General features: G+C 67.9%; 11 protein-coding genes. 9 read left to right on the top strand and 2 right to left on the bottom strand.

From position 1 onward, the window contains the following. Nucleotides 1-39: 39 nt before the first annotated feature. The 4 genes from ET471_RS02345 to ET471_RS02330 all read left to right on the top strand — a co-directional run bounded on the left by ET471_RS02345 (nucleotide 40) and on the right by ET471_RS02330 (nucleotide 5,289). Nucleotides 40-1,071, top strand: a complete 1,032-nt coding sequence (locus tag ET471_RS02345; protein ID WP_129186425.1) for an NAD-dependent epimerase/dehydratase family protein — start codon at nucleotides 40-42, stop codon at nucleotides 1,069-1,071. Then, nucleotides 1,068-2,324: a class I SAM-dependent methyltransferase gene (locus tag ET471_RS02340; RefSeq protein ID WP_242496384.1), complete on the top strand. Its 1,257-nt coding sequence runs from the start codon at nucleotides 1,068-1,070 to the stop codon at nucleotides 2,322-2,324. The genes ET471_RS02345 and ET471_RS02340 overlap by 4 nt, the downstream gene beginning before the upstream one ends. Next, the gene (locus ET471_RS02335; protein WP_242496383.1) at nucleotides 2,321-3,505 is read left to right on the top strand and encodes a methyltransferase C-terminal domain-containing protein; all 1,185 of its coding nucleotides are present in this window, start codon (nucleotides 2,321-2,323) and stop codon (nucleotides 3,503-3,505) included. Before ET471_RS02340 ends, ET471_RS02335 begins: the two co-directional genes overlap by 4 nt. A gap of 152 nt (nucleotides 3,506-3,657) precedes the next feature. Then, nucleotides 3,658-5,289 (top strand): IS1634 family transposase, encoded by a 1,632-nt coding sequence (locus ET471_RS02330; RefSeq protein ID WP_129186106.1) that lies wholly within the window; start codon nucleotides 3,658-3,660, stop codon nucleotides 5,287-5,289. 104 nt (nucleotides 5,290-5,393) lie between these two features. On the opposite strand, the gene ET471_RS02325 is transcribed toward ET471_RS02330, so the two are convergent. Further along, the gene (locus ET471_RS02325; protein ID WP_129186424.1) at nucleotides 5,394-6,005 is read right to left on the bottom strand and encodes a dTDP-4-dehydrorhamnose 3,5-epimerase family protein; all 612 of its coding nucleotides are present in this window, start codon (nucleotides 6,003-6,005) and stop codon (nucleotides 5,394-5,396) included. A 148-nt stretch (nucleotides 6,006-6,153) separates the two neighbouring features. Between ET471_RS02325 and ET471_RS02320 the strand changes: the two genes are divergently transcribed. From ET471_RS02320 to ET471_RS02300, 5 genes are all read left to right on the top strand, one after another. Further along, on the top strand, nucleotides 6,154-7,119 hold the full coding sequence (locus ET471_RS02320; RefSeq protein ID WP_129186423.1) for an LLM class flavin-dependent oxidoreductase: 966 nt from the start codon (nucleotides 6,154-6,156) through the stop codon (nucleotides 7,117-7,119). Beyond that, nucleotides 7,116-7,952 carry a sugar phosphate nucleotidyltransferase gene (locus tag ET471_RS02315; RefSeq protein ID WP_129186422.1) on the top strand — a complete coding sequence of 279 codons (837 nt, stop codon included), beginning with the start codon at nucleotides 7,116-7,118 and terminating at the stop codon, nucleotides 7,950-7,952. Before ET471_RS02320 ends, ET471_RS02315 begins: the two co-directional genes overlap by 4 nt. Next, complete coding sequence (locus ET471_RS02310; RefSeq protein ID WP_129186421.1) at nucleotides 7,949-8,587, top strand: PIG-L deacetylase family protein; 639 nt, start codon at nucleotides 7,949-7,951, stop codon at nucleotides 8,585-8,587. Before ET471_RS02315 ends, ET471_RS02310 begins: the two co-directional genes overlap by 4 nt. 40 nt (nucleotides 8,588-8,627) lie before the next feature. Continuing rightward, entirely contained in the window at nucleotides 8,628-9,512 is an 885-nt protein-coding gene (locus ET471_RS02305) for a glycosyltransferase family 2 protein (protein WP_165350374.1), read from the top strand. A gap of 129 nt (nucleotides 9,513-9,641) precedes the next feature. After that, nucleotides 9,642-12,644, top strand: a complete 3,003-nt coding sequence (locus ET471_RS02300; RefSeq protein WP_165350373.1) for a DUF7402 domain-containing protein — start codon at nucleotides 9,642-9,644, stop codon at nucleotides 12,642-12,644. A gap of 277 nt (nucleotides 12,645-12,921) precedes the next feature. Here the strand turns inward: ET471_RS02300 and ET471_RS02295 are convergent, their stop codons facing one another. Then, on the bottom strand, nucleotides 12,922-14,019 hold the full coding sequence (locus ET471_RS02295; RefSeq protein WP_129186418.1) for a glycosyltransferase family 4 protein: 1,098 nt from the start codon (nucleotides 14,017-14,019) through the stop codon (nucleotides 12,922-12,924). Between the last annotated feature and the right edge of the window lie 121 nt (nucleotides 14,020-14,140).

Genomic DNA, 14,140 nt, shown 5'->3' with positions numbered 1-14,140 from the left:
TAACGTCGTGCCGACCGACCATCCACGAAAGGCTCTGCCATGCGGGTTCTCGTCACCGGTGACCGAGGCTACATCGGCGCGGTTCTCGTGCCGTTCTTCCAGGCACGCGGGCACGACGTCGTCGGCCTCGACGCGGGGTGGTACGACGGCTGCGACTTCGGGCCCCAGCCCGGCGGCTACGAGCAGCGCACGGGCGACGTGCGTGACGCCCGCCCCGAGGACCTCGAGGGGTTCGACGCCGTCGTGCACCTCGCGGCCATCAGCAACGACCCGATCGGGCACCTCAACCCGCAGGCCACCTACGACGTGAACTGCTGGGGTGCCGTCCACATGGCGAAGGCGGCCAAGGCCGCCGGTGTCGGCAGGTTCCTGTTCTCCTCGTCGTGCTCGCTCTACGGTGCGGCGGGCGACGCGCCCGTCAGCGAGGCGAGCGCCTTCCACCCGGTGACGCCCTACGGCGAGAGCAAGGTCATGGCCGAGCAGGCGATCTCGCCGCTGGCGGACGACGGCTTCAGCCCCGTGTACCTGCGCAACGCGACCGCCTACGGCTCGAGCCCGCGACTGCGCGCCGACATCGTCGTCAACAACCTCACCGGGACCGCGTTCACGCGAGGTGAGGTGCGGCTGCAGTCGGACGGCTCGCCCTGGCGTCCGCTGGTGCACGTTCTCGACATCTCCAGCGCGTTCCTCGCGGCGCTCGAGGCGCCGCGCGACACTGTGCACGACCAGGCGTTCAACGTGGGCCGCGACGAGGACGTGGTGCAGATCCGCACCGTCGCCGAGCAGGTCGCGGAGCTCACGGGCATGCCTGTGACGTTCGCCGAGGGCGCCGGCGCCGACGCGCGCAACTACCGTGTCGACTTCACCAAGATCCGCACGCTGCTGCCCGCGGCCGATCCCCGGTGGACGGTTCGGGACGGGATCGAGGAGCTGTGGCGCGACATGCAGGCGCGTGGGCTGTCGGCCGACGACTTCGAGGGGCCCCGGTACGTGCGCCTCGCTCGGATCCGCGAGCTCGCCGACGCCGGTGCGCTCGACCTGACCGAGCTGCGGCTGGCGGTCTCCGCATGATGCCGACGTGCCGGCTGTGCGGGGCGGGCCTGAGGCGGACGTTCGTCGACCTGGGCATGTCCCCGCCGTGCGAGAGCTTCCTGCCGGCCGAACAGGCGGACGCAGGCGAGACGTTCTACCCGCTGCACGTGCGCGTGTGCGAGCAGTGCCTGCTCGTGCAGCTGCCCGCCTACGTGCGTGCCGAGGAGATCTTCGACGACTACGCGTACTTCTCGTCGTTCTCCGACTCCTGGGTCGAGCACGCACGCCGCTACGTCGAGGCGGCCAGCGACCGGCTCGGGCTGGCGCCGGACCGGTCGTTCGTCGTCGAGGTCGCCAGCAACGACGGCTACCTGCTCCAGCATGTCGTCGCCCGCGGCATCCGGTGTCTCGGCATCGAACCGTCGGGCAACGTCGCCGAGGCGGCCGTCGCCAAGGGCGTGCCGACGCTCGTCGAGTTCCTGGGCGAGGAGACCGGCGCGAAGGTGCGGGCCGAGCACGGCCCCGCCGACCTCGTCGTCGCCAACAACGTCTTCGCGCACGTGCCGGACATCGTGGACTTCGCCAAGGGGCTGCGCGCGCTCGTGGCCGACGACGGCCGGGTGACGATCGAGATCCCGCACCTGCTGCGCCTCATCGCCGGCAACGAGTACGACACGATCTACCACGAGCACTTCAGCTACCTGTCGCTGCTGACCACGCAGCGCGTCCTGGCCGCAGCCGGCCTGACGGTCGTCGACGTCGAAGAGCTGCCGAGCCACGGCGGGTCGCTGCGCACCTGGTCTGCTCCCACCGAGTCCGTCGAAGCCGGCATCGCGCCCGCGCCCTCGGACGCGGTGGCGCGCGTGCTCGCCGACGAGGCGGGCGCGGGCCTGCACACCGTCCAGGGGCACGACGGGTTCGCCGAGCAGGTGGCCCAGGTGCGCGACGATGCGCTGCGGTTCCTCCTGGACGCCCGGCGTGCGGGCAAGCGCGTGGTCGCCTACGGGGCTCCTGGCAAGGGCAACACGCTGCTCAACCACTGCGGCATCCGCGCCGACCTCGTCGAGTTCGCGGTCGACCGCAACCCGTACAAGCACGGCCGCGTCACGCCCGGCACCCACATCCCCATCCACCCGCCCGAGGCGCTCGACGCCGCCCGGCCGGACTACGTGGTGGTGATGCCCTGGAACCTGCGGCGGGAGATCTCCGCCCAGCTTGCGCACGTCGCGGAGTGGGGCGGGAAGCTCGTGACGTTCCTGCCGCGGTTCGAGGTCTTCGAGCCCGGGACGTGACGGCGGCGCAGGGAGCCTTCGCCGCCGTGGCGCCGCCCGTGCCCGCCTGGCGGTGTCGGTGGTGCGGTGGACCGGACGGCACGATCGTGCTCGACCTGGGCGAGCAGCCCGCGGCCGACCACTTCCCGCGCCCAGGCGACCCGCCCGACCCGCGCTACTCCTTGCGCATGGTGCTGTGCGCCGCGTGCGGGCTCGCCCAGCTCGAGGCCGACCCGACCGGCGCGGAGGAGCCGCGCGGTCTCGAGCCGGCCGCGCTCGTCGCGCAGACGGGCCAGGCCGTCGCCGACCTGGCCGCGGGCGGGTTCGCCCACCCGGGCGCCGTCGTGGACGAGCACCCCAGCCCGCACGGCGGCTCGTGGCTGCCGTCGCTCGCCGCGCGAGGCATGCTGCCGCGCGCCGACGGGCCGGTCGACCTGCTCGTGGACTCCCTCGGGATGATGCACGAGCCGGATCAGCGCACCGCGCTCGTGGCCAGGGCCAGCAGGCTCGCGCCGGCGGGCGTGCTCGCGCTGCACGTCCATCCGCTGTCGACGATCCTGCGCGACGGCACGTGGAACGCGCTGCGGCACGGCCACTTCGCCTACTACAGCGTGACCTGGCTGACGGCCGCCGCGCAGGACGCCGGGCTCGTGCCCGTCGGGCTGTGGCACTACGGCCTCTACGGCGGGACCGTCGTCCTCGCCTTCGCCCGCGCCGGGTCCACCCTCGCCGCGGGCGTGCCCGCCCAGGGTGTCCCGGGCCTGGCGGCCGAGCTCGCGGCGGAGGCTGCCGCGGGGGTCGCCGACCCGGCTTCGGTGCGCGCGCTGCAGCGACAGGTCTCGCGCTCGACGGCGGCACTGCGTGCATGGCTGGACGAGCACGGGGCCGGCACCATCGGCTACGGCGCGGCGTCTCGCGCCGTCGCCCTGCTGGCTGCGGCGGGGGTGACGCGGCGCGACCTGGCCGCCGTCGTCGACGCGTCGCCCGCCAAGGAGGGCCGCGCCATGCCGGGCGGGGAGCCGGGGGACCGGGTGCCGATCCTTGCGCCCTCACAGTTGGCAATGCTGCGCCCGGACCACGTGCTCTTGTTCGTCCCTGACCTGCTCGATGAAGTACGGCGCGCCTACCCGCAGGTGGAGGCACGTGGCGGCCGGTGGGTCATCGCCGAACCCGTCCCGGTCGACGCCGAACCCGACGCGTGATCGTCAGTCAGGCCGATGCCCGCGTGAGGCCAAATCAGGCCTGACTTCGGTCAGGTTCTCCACAGCCCGCGATCCGCAGTTCTCTGACCTGCGGTGATGGTCGTGGCTCTGTGGGTTAGTGTCCTCCTGGAGGCACTAAGTACGCTGCCGGGGTGGTGTGGGTTCGGCGGGTGAGGACGGCGTCGGGTGCGACGGCGGTCCAGATCGTCGAGTCCGTGAACGGGCGGCGGCGGATCGTGCGGCATGTCGGGTCGGCGCATGACGAGGTCGCGCTCGGCCTGTTGATGGATGAGGCGGCCGATCTGATCAAGGGTGACCAGCAGTTGGAGCTCGACCTTGGCCTGCAGGCCGTGTCGAGGTACGCCCCGTTGATTCCCGTCCCGCAGCCGCCGGCCCTGTTCGGGCAGACGCCCTCCCGTGCGCGTGGGTGGATGCCCGCGCCCCTGCTGCGGCGCTCGTTCTCCCGGATCCTGTACGACGCGATCGGGGGCGTGTTCGACGAGCTCGGTTTCGACATCGTCGGCGACGACACCTTCCGCGACCTGGTGATCGCGCGGATCGTGGAGCCGACCTCGCTGCTCGACGTCGACCGGGTCCTGTCCGACCTGGGCCGGGTCGCCGCGTCGCTGTCCACGCGGAAGCGGACGTTGAAGCGGGCGCAGGACGGCCGGTACCGGGACCTGATCGCGAAGGCGTGCTTCACGTTCGCGCAGGCCAGCGATGATGTGTCCCTCGTGCTGTATGACGTGACCACGCTCTACTTCGAAGCGGAGAAGGAAGACGACCTGCGCAAGGTCGGCTACTCCAAAGAACGTCGCGTCGACCCGCAGATCGTCGTCGGCCTCCTCGTAGACAGGACCGGGTTCCCCCTCGAGATCGGCTGCTTCGAGGGGAACAAGGCCGAAACGCTCACGATCCTGCCCGTCATCAAGTCCTTCCAAGCCAGGCACGGCATCGAGGGCATGGTCATCGTCGCGGACGCCGGCATGCTCTCCGGTGCGAACCTGCGCGAGCTCGACGACGCCGGGTTCTCCTTCATCGTCGGCTCCCGCCAGACCACCGCGCCCCTCGACCTGGCCTCGCACTACCGGTGGCACGGCACCGTGTTCACCGACGGGCAGATGATCGACACGATCACCCCCAAGCACCGCGGCGCGACGCCCGTCAATGACGTCAACGTCAAGGCCGAGCCCGTGTGGACGAAGACCGGGACCCCGGCGTCATGGCGGGCCGTGTGGGCCTACTCCGCGAAGAGGTTCGCGAGAGACAACCGGACCCTGACCGCGCAGGAGGACCGCGCCCGATCAGTCATCGACGGTGACAAGCCCGCCCGCGCCACCCGGTTCGTCAAGACCACCGGAACCGCCCGCACCCTCGACGAGACCGCCCTGGCCAGGGCGCGGAAGGTCGCCGGCCTCAAGGGCTACGTCACGAACATCCCCGCCACGGTCATGGCCCCAGGCGAGGTCATCTCCAGCTACCACGATCTGTGGCACGTCGAGCAGTCCTTCCGGATGTCGAAGACAGACCTGCAGGCCAGACCCTTCTTCGCGAGGACACGCGACGCGATCGAAGCCCACCTCACCATCGTCTTCACCGCGCTGGCCGTCTCCCGCACGATCCAGGACCGCACCGGACTGTCCATCCGGAAAGTCCTGCGCGAGCTACGACCACTGCGCTCCGCGACCATCGAGATCAACGGCGTCATCCGCGACGCCGAACCCGCCATCCCCGCCGACAAGCAGGCCATCCTCGACGCGATCAGGAAGCCCGCAAGGCACTAAGGCTCTTGACCCAAGTCAGGCCGAACCCGTCCCGGTCGACGCCGAACCCGACGCGTGATCGTCAGTCAGGCCGATGCCCGCGTGAGGCCAAATCAGGTGGCGGGTCAGTGCTCGTCTGGGTCTGGGTCTGGGTCTGGGTCTGGGTCTGGGTCTGGGTCTGGGTCCGCGGTCATGCGGAGCCGCGTGACGAGATCCTGCCAGGACCCTGCGACCCGGTCGCGTTCGCTCACCACTCCGATCGGTACGGGCCATGGGATCGCAAGGTCGCCGTCAAGGTGGTGGACGGAGATGTCCTCGGCGGGGTTATGCATCGCGTCGATGCGATAGCAGAAGTCGGCCGTCGACGTCAGCGTCTGGTGTCCGTGCAGGACACCGCGCGGGATGTAGAGCGACGTGAACGTCTCGTCGTCGAGGATGAACGTCTCCACCTCGCCGAACGTCGGCGAGTCCGGCCTGGCGTCTACGACGACGTCGAACACCGCGCCGTGCGAGACCCGCACGAGCTTCGCCTCACCGCGGCCGACGCGGCCGTGCAGCCCGCGGACTACGCCGCGGCGGGATCTCGACTGGCTGTCCTGGAGGAAGGAGCCGGGGTCGATTCCCGCCTCGCTTGCGACCGCGGTGTCGAAGGTTCGCGTGAAGAGCCCGCGTTCATCATGGTGCGGTTCCGGGATGAGGCGGAGGAGCCCGGGTAGACGCGTAGTGGTGACGTGCACATGGCTACCGTACGGACCGTGGTCACGACATCACGGGTGAAGTGGCGGCGGACCAGGGATGAAATCAGGCTCACAACGTTGGCCAGGTCTGTTGCTCGATCGACACTTGCAGGCGTTCGACGACTTCGAGACCTGAGGAGGTCCATCCGTGGACGTCGGCTCGCTGCGCTTCATCGCGTCGTTGCCGCGCCTGGACCGCGACCCGCTCGCTTGGCGCGACTCAGTACGCCGGGTTGAGGCGCACGGCTACGACGCGATAGCGGTGTCGGAGCACGTCTCCGGTGGATGGCAGATGGACGCCTGGACTGGCCTAGCGGTCGCGGCCGGATGCACGGAGTCGATCAGCCTGGTGACGCTGGTACTCAACAACGATCTGCACCGTCCCGCGTGGCTGGCCAAGGCTTCGGCGACCCTCGACGTGTTGAGCGGTGGACGCTTCGAGCTCGGGATCGGCGCCGGCTGGCTCGCCGCCGACTACTCGGCGAGCGGTGTAGCGCTCGACTCGCCTCGGACTCGCGTCGACCGGCTCGTCGAGGCCCTGGAGATCCTTCGTCTGTGGCGCGAAGGCGGTCATGTCGACTTTGCTGGAGCGCACTATCACGTCGATGCGCTCGAGGTCGTCCCGCCCCCGACCCGCCCGGAGGGCGTCCCGATCTGGCTGGGGGCGTCTCTGCCTCGCATGCTCCGGCTCGCCGGCGAACGCGCCAACGTCGTCAGCGTCCACCCTGCGATGGGGGATCACAGCACTCAGGCGATGGTCGCGGAGATCGCGCCGGAGACGATTCGCGCGAAGATCGCGATGGCGCGGGACGCTGCAGCGGCAGCGGGCAGACCTGCGCCGGAGATCCAGCTCACCGTCCATGACATTGAGATCGACGGCCTCGGCTCCCGGTCGGGCTGGGTGGCTGAGGCCGTTGATGCCGGCGTCCTGGGCAAGACGCCGGCGTCGATGCGCGGGACCGCGCAAGACGTGGCCGACCAGGTGGCGTTCTGGGCGTCGGAACTCGGCGTGTCGCGATGGCGGCTCGGAAGCGACTCGGACCTGGCGGCCCCGGTGATTGCGTTGCTCGGAAAAGGAACCCCGACCGGGGACGTCGAAGGAGGCCCTTCGTGAAGGTTGTGTTGTTCTGTGGTGGGCTCGGCATGCGTATGCGTACCGGATCGGACTCATTGCCCAAGCCGATGATGCCGATCGGGACTCGACCGGTGCTCTGGCACATCATGAAGTATTACGCTCACTTTGGGCACACCGAGTTCATCCTGTGCCTGGGGTACGGCGCCAACTCCGTCAAAGACTATTTCCTCAACTACCAAGAGACTCATTCGAACGACTTCGTCTTGACGAAGGGAGGGCAGGAGGTCGAGCTGCTTTCGAGCGACATCAGCGACTGGCGCATCACGTTCGTGGACACCGGAATGGATACGGCGATTGGCGAGCGCCTGCGTCGCGTGCGCAAGTACCTTGAAGACGACGATGTCTTCCTGGCAAACTACGGTGACGTACTCACCGACGCCCCGATGAACCAGATCATCGATGAGTTCCTCGCGACGAACGCAGTCGGCAGCCTAATGGCGGTATCCCCTCAGGACTCGTTCCACGTGGTGCGGTTCGACGACGGTGGATGGATGAAAGACATCGAGCCTGTCGCAGACATGAGCATGTGTATCAACGGTGGTTACTTCGTGCTCCGGCAGGGCATCTTTGACTACCTTGACGAGGGCGAGGACCTCGTCGGGGACGCCTGCATCCGGGCCGCGCGCGACGGTCGGTTCCGCGTCCACCCCCACACCGGTTTCTGGGCGCCGATGGATACGCTCAAGGAGCGATCGATGCTCGAAGAGATGAACCGCGTGGGCAACCGCCCGTGGGCGGTCTGGGACGAGGCCTCTCAGGGCGGGCCGCGACGGATGCCCGATGTCGACGTGCCCGAGGTGACCGTACGGTGATCGCCCTGGGCCTCCCGTACGGCGAGCTGTCCGTGTTGGCGATCGGGGCTCACCCGGACGACATCGAAATCGCGTGCGGCGGAACGCTCCTGACGCTCGCTGACCGAGGAAAGGTTCGCGCGACGTTCGCAACGATGACGGGCGAGCCGGCGCGCAAGGCGGAGGCGATGGCCGCCGCACAAGCGTTCGTGCCGGGGGCCCGATCGCTGTTCTGGGACCTTCCGGACGGGCGCCTTCCGGCGCACTGGAGCGACGTCAAGGAGGCGCTGGAGAGCCTCGGGAGCGAGCTTCGGCCCGACCTTATCCTCAGCCCGAGCCGGGACGACTCGCATCAGGACCATCGGCTGGTGGCAGAGCTCATCCCCACTGTGTGGCGTGACACACTCGTTCTTGAATACGAGATCCCCAAGTGGGACGGAGACCTGGGGTCCGTGTCGACCTATGTACCGGTGGGCGACGAGATGGCGCACCGTAAGGTGGAGCTGCTGACGAAGCATTACGCATCGCAGATTGGCCGGGACTGGTGGGACGATGAGATGTTCCTCGGCCTGATGAGGCTGCGGGGCGTTGAGTGCAGGCATCGATATGCCGAAGGGTTCGTAGTCCGGAAGGTGGCACTTGATGTCGGTCATTGAAGGACGGTCTCGCGAACGATGGCACGAGACCGTCGTCATCGTGCCCGTCCTGAATGGAGCGGCCACGGTCGAGGAGCAGCTCCGGGCGCTGCTCGGCCAGAGGCGTGACAGTGACTGGTGCGTGGTCGTCGCCGACAACGGCTCTTCGGACGGGACCCAGGAGGTTGTCCGGGAACTGGCGCTCAGCGACGAACGCCTCCGTCTGCTTGACGTGTCCGATCGCCGAGGAGCCGCGGCCGCGCGCAACCTCGCCGTGTTGCGGACCTCGAGCGAGTACGTGCTGTTCTGTGACTCCGACGATGTCGTCGGAGTCGACTGGATACCGCAGATGCGCGGGGCTCTCTCTCGCAGCGCGATCGTGGCCGGCAGGCTCGATGGCACCCGGTTGAACCCTGTCCGTAGGCAGCGCTGGCGGCACATCCCGCAGACCGATGGGCTCCAGCACGCTGCGGCCCCAGAGGGACTGATGTCGGCGAGCGCCCAGAATCTCGGCATTCGCCGGGACCTGTTCGCGAGCCTCCGAGGGTTCGACGAGCGCTACGTCACCTATGAGGACAGCGACCTGTGCGTGCGCGCGCAGCTTGCGGGTGAGTCGATCGCATTCGTCCCGGGTGCAGTGGTTCACCTGAGAGTTCGCGGGACCCTCACTTCCGGTCTGCGGCAGGCATATCGATATGGTCGCGGCAGGAGGACCCTGGCTACGGCTTACGGGTCCGGCGACCCGGGCCGGGAGAGGTTCTGGTCCCGGGTCTTGCGCACGGTGCGCCCCCTCCTTGGTGCCGCGAAGGTCTCGGTGCTCGATCGCGAAGGTGCTGCGTCGGCACTATGGTTCGCGGTGTTCACGTGGGGATGCGAGTTCGGGTCAGTGTTCCCCGGAGCAACGAGCCGGGGCGATGGGCGTGTTGGGAGCCGGAAGCAAGCGTGAGATCACCCTCCGCCCGCCCGGATTCACCCCGTGGCCTTGGGGCCCGTGCGCGACGGCGAACATACGCTTCCAGCGTCGTCGGTTGTGGGCACGGGAGGAAACGTGATGTCAAGGCGCCGTTCGCCACGTGTGAGGGCCGTTCGCGCCGTCGGCTGGGGGCTTGCGCTCGTCGTCGGCGCCGTGGGCGTAGGCGACGCGGTTGCCTCCGCCGACACCGGGTGCGGTGGTTCGTTGCACGTAGTCGCGCACGAGGACGACGACATCCTGTTCCAGAGTCCCGATCTGATCGGCGACGTCCGTTTGGGATCCTGCTCGCAGACGGTGTTTCTCACGGCGGGCGACGCAGGCCGAGGGCGGCCCTACTGGGACGGGCGCGAGATGGGTGCCCGCGCCGCATACGCACAGATGGCGGGGCAGACCACTCCTGTCTGGACTCGCTCTGTCGAGACGTTCGCCGGTCACTCCGTGACGCGCGATCATCTCGACGGCACAGGTGTCGATTTGCTGTTCCTCCGGCTGCCCGACGGGAACAGCCGCGGCCAGGGTTTCCCGGCGACAGGGAGCGAGTCGCTCTACGACCTGTGGAGTGGCGAGATCCCTCAGACCGTCACCGTCGACGGCCAGGGCACCTACACGCAGGAGGAGTTGATCGACACCCTCCATGACATCGTCTCGTCCTTCGATCCGTCGCTCGTGCGCCTTCAGGACGATACAGACGACGATCCTTCCGACCATTTCGACCACCGGTACGGAGCACGGTTCGTGCTCGCAGCGCTCCAAGGGGTCGACACGCAGATCGTTCGGTACTCCGGCTATGGAACGCTCTCGCAGCCGGAGAACGTGACCGGAGTCTCCCGTTATGACAAGGCCGCCGCCTACCTTGCTTATGCGGTTCATGACGACGACGTGTGTCCCGTGCTCGATCCGTGCACGCAGGAGTACGACGAATGGATCGGGCGGCAGTATCGAGTTCAGGGACCCGTAGTCTTCCCTACCCCGACACCGCCCGCACAACCCCAGCCTGAGGGTCCGACCGGCATCACTACGCCGCCAGGAAACCTCGCGGGGCAGGCCACGGTGACGGCGTCCTCCGAAGACACGGCTGAGGGCTCCTTTGCTTCGGCCGCGGCGGACGGGGTGCTCGGTGGATATCCGCTCGACGCGACCAAGGAATGGTCGAGTCGTCTCGGTGGCAACGGTGAGTGGATTGAGTACGACTGGGCGTCGCCGGTGTTGGTGGGGTCGGTGGCGTTGTTCGATCGTCCGAATGCTGATGACCAGGTTCTTGGTGGTCGGTTGGTGTTCTCGGATGGGTCGTCGGTGGTGGTGCCGGCGTTGCCGAATGATGGTTCGGCGTGGGTGGTGGCGTTCTCGGGGCGGCTGGTGTCGTCGTTGCGGTTCGAGGTGACGTCGGTGTCTGCCTCGACGGTGAACGTGGGGTTGTCTGAGCTGGAGGTCTACGGTCCGGGCGAGGGTCCGTCGCCGTCGCCTGATCCGTCGCCGTCGCCTGATCCGTCGCCGTCGCCTGATCCGTCGCCGTCGCCTGATCCGTCGCCGTCGCCTGATCCGTCGCCGTTGGGGAATGTGGCTGGGTCGGCGGTGGTGTCTGCGTCGTCGCAGACGCCGGAGTGGGGGCAGCAGGCGGGTAAGGCTGTAGATGGTGTGGTTGATGGGCTCGAGGGTGTCCCGGGTGACTACACGAAGGAGTGGGCGACGCAGGCTGAGGGTGCTGGTGCGTGGCTCCAGTTGGACTGGGCGTCGCCGGTGTTGGTGGGGTCGGTGGCGTTGTTCGATCGTCCGAATGCTGATGACCAGGTTCTTGGTGGTCGGTTGGTGTTCTCGGATGGGTCGTCGGTGGTGGTGCCGGCGTTGCCGAATGATGGTTCGGCGTGGGTGGTGGCGTTCTCGGGGCGGCTGGTGTCGTCGTTGCGGTTCGAGGTGACGTCGGTGTCTGCCTCGACGGTGAACGTGGGGTTGTCTGAGCTGGAGGTCTACGGTCCGGGCGAGGGTCCGTCGCCGTCGCCTGATCCGTCGCCGTCGCCTGATCCGTCGCCGTCGCCTGATCCGTCGCCGTCGCCTGATCCGTCGCCGTCGCCTGATCCGTCGCCGTCGCCTGATCCGTCGCCGTTGGGGAATGTGGCTGGGTCGGCGGTGGTGTCTGCGTCGTCGCAGACGCCGGAGTGGGGGCAGCAGGCGGGTAAGGCTGTAGATGGTGTGGTTGATGGGCTCGAGGGTGTCCCGGGTGACTACACGAAGGAGTGGGCGACGCAGGCTGAGGGTGCTGGTGCGTGGCTCCAGTTGGACTGGGCGTCGCCGGTGTTGGTGGGGTCGGTGGCGTTGTTCGATCGTCCGAATGCTGATGACCAGGTTCTTGGTGGTCGGTTGGTGTTCTCGGATGGGTCGTCGGTGGTGGTGCCGGCGTTGCCGAATGATGGTTCGGCGTGGGTGGTGGCGTTCTCGGGGCGGCTGGTGTCGTCGTTGCGGTTCGAGGTGACGTCGGTGTCTGCCTCGACGGTGAACGTGGGGTTGTCTGAGCTGGAGGTCTACGGTCCGGGCGAGGGTCCGTCGCCGTCGCCTGATCCGTCGCCGTCGCCTGATCCGTCGCCGTCGCCTGATCCGTCGCCGTCGCCTGATCCGTCGCCGTCGCCTGATCCGTCGCCGTCGCCTGATCCGTCGCCGTTGGGGAATGTGGCTGGGTCGGCGGTGGTGTCTGCGTCGTCGCAGACGCCGGAGTGGGGGCAGCAGGCGGGTAAGGCTGTAGATGGTGTGGTTGATGGGCTCGAGGGTGTCCCGGGTGACTACACGAAGGAGTGGGCGACGCAGGCTGAGGGTGCTGGTGCGTGGCTCCAGTTGGACTGGGCGTCGCCGGTGTTGGTGGGGTCGGTGGCGTTGTTCGATCGTCCGAATGCTGATGACCAGGTTCTTGGTGGTCGGTTGGTGTTCTCGGATGGGTCGTCGGTGGTGGTGCCGGCGTTGCCGAATGATGGTTCGGCGTGGGTGGTGGCGTTCTCGGGGCGGCTGGTGTCGTCGTTGCGGTTCGAGGTGACGTCGGTGTCTGCCTCGACGGTGAACGTGGGGTTGTCTGAGCTGGAGGTCTACGGTCCGGGCGAGGGTCCGTCGCCGTCGCCGTGAGGCGGCCCGAAATGGGATGTGGAGACTACATCGGAACAGCTCTAGCCATCGTCGGCACGGCCAAGGGCCATCTGCGCGTCGTGTCGGCTCGGCATGGTGGCTATGGGGACTGCTGCACGCCGTCGGTCAGCGGGGGCGGGAGCGTCGTCGCTGGCCGGGGGCCGACTTCTGGTCGTTCCCAGCGTTCCCGTTGGGCAATAGGGGTTCGAGGGTCTCGGCGGGTAAGTCGCCCGACCCTCTTTCTTTGGTGCGTAACGCGAACCCGTTCGAGCTAGGGCTAGCGCTTCCGGCCCCGACGTGCAGAGCGATAGAGGACGTCCTCGACCGCGTCCGTCATACGTTCGATGGAGTACGCCTGATTCACGAACAGGTGGCGGTGTCTGGCTGCCTCGGCGTTGGCATCCATGGTGAGCTGCCTCTTGATCGCGGCCGCGAGTTCCTCGGGGGAGTCCGGCTCCACGAGTACGCCCTGGTCGCGCACGGTCTCAGGAAGCCCGTCGGTCCTCGTTGCGATGACGGGGAGTCCTGTCGACAGTGCCTCTACTATGGCGAGCCCGAACGATTCGTGGCGAGAGGGCAGAACAGCGAGATCGGCAGCCTGCAGCGGCGTGAGCACGTCCGCCCTCGTCGGCAACCAATCGATCCCGGGGACGTTGCGTGCGATAAGAGCGTTCTGGTAGGCGGTTGTGGCTTCATCCCATTCCTGAGACACCCCGACGATCATGAGCCGGTGTGTCTCAGGCGGGAGCGCCAGTCGCTCCCATGCATCGACCAGAACGTCGACACCCTTCTCGGTTGATACGCGCCCGCAGTAGTTCACGATGAACGCGTCTGGGCGGATGCCAAGTCTCTCTCGGGCGGTCGTTCGGGCAGGGCCGTCGGTGACGGGAAAGTCTCGAGTGTTGATACCGTTCGGAATCACCTCGATCCTTCGTGGATCCACATTTCCCTTCGCCACCCACTCATCAGCCGTCGCTTGGGAGACAGAGATGAACGCCTTGACGCCGCGGCTCTTGAGTTCGATCCGCGTGTGTCCGGAGAAGTAGTGCCAGTGGCAGACGATGGGCACCCCGGTCAACATGTGAAGGGGAAGCGCGAACGAGAGGTCCTCGAACCTGTTCACATAAACGACGTCAGGCGCATGTCGGACACCAGCCAGCACGGCCGGCGCCATCCCGCGAACTGCTCTGAGCGGATGCTCGAGGCGTCCATCCAGGTCGTTCGAATGGGTCATCGACGCTGCGAACTCAGCGACCGGCCAGACGGCCTCACGATAGACGAGGTCAACGCGGTGTCCGCGAGCTGACAAGCGTCTGCCCATCTCGATGGACATTCGTTCGACGCCGCCCATGCCGCCGACGCGGTCGACGCTCATAAGTACTCGGAGTCTGCTTCTCGTCACCTAGGTTCCTTGGCCTTCGACGCAGTGGAGCTCGGAGCGCTCCGGGGAGCCTGGGCCCACCGGCGGCCCTTCCCTGACCCTAGTCCAGAGATCG

The sequence above is a fragment of the Xylanimonas protaetiae genome (genome assembly GCF_004135385.1).
In the GTDB taxonomy this organism is placed as follows: Bacteria; Actinomycetota; Actinomycetes; order Actinomycetales; family Cellulomonadaceae; genus Xylanimonas; species Xylanimonas protaetiae.
The sequence above is the reverse complement of the archived record's forward strand: the minus strand, read 5'-3'. Positions and strand labels throughout refer to the sequence as shown.

Excerpts from the sequence above, each read along its gene's own strand:
- ET471_RS02340 (WP_242496384.1), top strand. The coding sequence starts at position 1,068 with ATGATGCCGACGTGCCGGCTGTGCGGGGCGGGCCTGAGGCGGACGTTC.
- ET471_RS02295 (WP_129186418.1), bottom strand. The coding sequence starts at position 14,019 with ATGAGCGTCGACCGCGTCGGCGGCATGGGCGGCGTCGAACGAATGTCC.
- ET471_RS02345 (WP_129186425.1), top strand. The coding sequence starts at position 40 with ATGCGGGTTCTCGTCACCGGTGACCGAGGCTACATCGGCGCGGTTCTC.